3 protein-coding genes are annotated in these 2,764 nt (G+C 52.1%); all 3 read right to left on the minus strand.

Annotated elements, in window-relative coordinates:
• On the minus strand, nucleotides 1-359 hold a 359-nt coding region (locus tag ACIQ2L_RS13485), incomplete at its 3' end, for a Gfo/Idh/MocA family protein (protein ID WP_396159696.1).
• Nucleotides 360-640: 281 nt separating this feature from the next.
• Nucleotides 641-1,423 carry a hypothetical protein gene (locus tag ACIQ2L_RS13490; protein WP_396159698.1) on the minus strand — a complete coding sequence of 261 codons (783 nt, stop codon included), beginning with the start codon at nucleotides 1,421-1,423 and terminating at the stop codon, nucleotides 641-643.
• 612 nt (nucleotides 1,424-2,035) lie between these two features.
• The coding region (locus tag ACIQ2L_RS13495) for a malate:quinone oxidoreductase (RefSeq protein WP_396159700.1) at nucleotides 2,036-2,764 on the minus strand (729 nt) is incomplete at its 5' end.

Raw genomic sequence — 2,764 nt, forward strand, 5'->3', positions numbered from 1 at the left:
ATCTGTGTCACCAACTTTTTGCTTTCCGCAACAGCCCGCAGTTGACGTGCTTCGAACACTTCGTGCGTCAACGGTTTTTGGCAATACACCGGCTTGTTGAGATTCATGGCCGTCATTGCTGCCGGTGCATGCGTGTGATCCGGTGTGGATACCACGACAGCATCGATCGAACTGCCATAACTGGCCAACATCTCTCGATAATCCGAAAACAATTTGGCGTTGGGATGCTTTTCTTGAGCTTTTACCAATCGAGTAGAGTCTACATCGCAAAGCGCGGCTACCTCGACCATCGAATGAGAAGCGATGGAGCCCAAATCGGAGCCCCCCATCCCGCCCACTCCGATATGGGCGGTTCTCAATTTTCCAATCGCAGATGCACTAGCTGATCGTCCGGATGCCCCGAACAAGGGTATAGCGGATGCAGCGAGCGAGGCTTGTACGAATGCGCGTCGTGTTCGTGGATGACTCATGGTGGTCCTTCGGTAGGCTGGTAGGTGAGGTATCGGCAGAATTTACCTTTGCCAGCATAGCGGAGCGGTATGGCGGATGCAATCAAATGGCACGCTTTCGCCAAGCATTGCATCGCATCGCAATGGCCAAGAACTTATAGAAGTCACTGACGTTTACGAACCTCCCCCTTTCAATTTGATCCGACAAAGCACTTCCGAACCATTTTCTGCCCCGGCTGAAATTTGCGCACTCCTAAAATCGATTCCTCTCGCATTCGGTCCGGTGAGCCCGGCCCTCGGCTCTTGCCAAAGTACTTCTTGAAGTTCCAAACCAAATCGCACCACATCCCCTCAGCAATCCCCAACTTCGCCAAAATCGGTGCATAGTCGGCCGTAATCTTGCCATTCTTATCTTCGCGTCCCTGCCTGCCGGTCCAGTACAACAGCCCGAGGTAGTCTTCGAGACTCATATCCAAAAAGCCCTTATCGCTCGCACGAAGCCCCTCTTTGCTCACCGCCGGTCCCGTCACCCTCGGATTCAACTCAAGCGGTGCCAGCCACCCATCTCTTGCAATTCGCGGTCCTCGCCGTACTTTAGCTGCTTTGCGACGTTTCACTAACTCCTCTTTCGTGCTGCTTTTCAGTATCTTTGCAGCCTCTTCTCGATTGATCGCCTGCATCGGAGCGGCTGCCGATTCAATGGTCTTACCTTCTGCAGCCTTAATCCGATCGTACGCGGACGTAAACTTCGAAGTTTCTGGCGATTCCGCCATCGCAGCCCGCACCGGATTCAAATCCACGTACATGCAACACGCCAGTAACGCAGCCTCATCGAGAAGCCGCTGCGCTTTGAACCGCCCTTCCCAAAAGCAGCCTGTGCATTTCTCTTGCTTATTCGCAAAACGAGCGATGGGTTCTGAAAGAGCCTTCATAAACCAAGAAACATCGGACAACCGAAGCCGAATGACCGCCATCCGCTCCGGATTATTCGCTAGCGATTCCACGTCAGTCGTGGTAGGATCTCCCAGTTGTTCCTCGATTCGTTTTCCCGGGAAAACCTGCAACCACCGGAGAGCAACTTGTCGATCCGACCAAGTGGCAACAACATCGGGCCTACTCCTCAACACAACGTGCAGGTGATTGGATAGAATTGCATAGGTTAGGACATCGATCCCAAAAACCGACGCTAGTTTTTCAATCCGTTGTCGAATCCATTCCTTTCTGTAGGAACAGTCGGTTCCAGTGACGGAATCCACGCCACTGAGATAAGCACGCCGTACGCATCTTTGGGTACAGTGAAGAATTGCAACTTCCTGAGGTCGAAAAACCTCCGAACGTAGTGGTCTAGGCATAACAAATTCTCCTTTTCCCAGATTCTACCAGTTCCGCCTCCATTTGCAAGTGCCTGGTACCGTTATTATTTCGCCCCCAATTGCAAGTGCCTGGTACCGTTATTATTTCGCATCCGATTGTCCAATTTCTTGCCGACGGAAAATAGCCGCAGAGCATAAGCCGCGGATGTAGGCGAAGTAGAAGTAGAACTGTCTAAGTTCTATCGGATCGACGGAGCGATCCTCAACTTTCGATTAGCCAAATAGATCTTTTTCGGCTCGCTCGTCTAATTGCGCGAAACGGTCGGCCGATTGAGCAAGTTTCAGATCTTCATCAAAACTAGGGATCATTTCCTTCATGCGACCACGGCCGGATTCGGATTCCAACAAACTGCTGAAGCACTTACGAATCACCTCTAGCATGACATGAACGGAAACGGATGCTCCCGGGGACGCTCCCAAAAGAGCGGATATGCTGCGTTCGGCATCGGTAACCACTTCCGTCCCATAGTGAACGATGCCTGCCTGACCATCCTCTTTCTTGATCGCTTGCACGCGAATACCAGCATCGATGAGACGCCAATCTTCATTGCGTGCTTCTGGATAGAAGTCGCGAAGGACTTCCATCCGCTTGTTCATGCTTTGCGTTCCTTGCTGGATCAGATATCGCACCAAAGGCAAATTATAGAGCCCAACTTTGACCAGCGAACCGATGTTGTCGAACTTGATCGAGCCGGGCAAATCGAAGAAACTGCCGTGGCGATGCAAAAACTTGGTGGTCCAGGCCGCATAGGGACCGAAGAGGAGCGATTTCTTTCCGTCGATCACTCGCGTATCCAAGTGCGGAACCGCCATCGTCGGCGCTGCACCGAGCGCTTGGCCATAAACCTTGGCTTGGTGCTTGGCGACAATGTCTGGCTTGTCACAAACAAGCCATTGACCACCGATCGGAAATCCACCGAACCCCTTACTCTCCTGGATGCC

The sequence above is a fragment of the Flavobacterium sp. genome (assembly GCF_044369455.1).
Lineage (GTDB): Bacteria > Bacteroidota > Bacteroidia > Flavobacteriales > Flavobacteriaceae > Flavobacterium.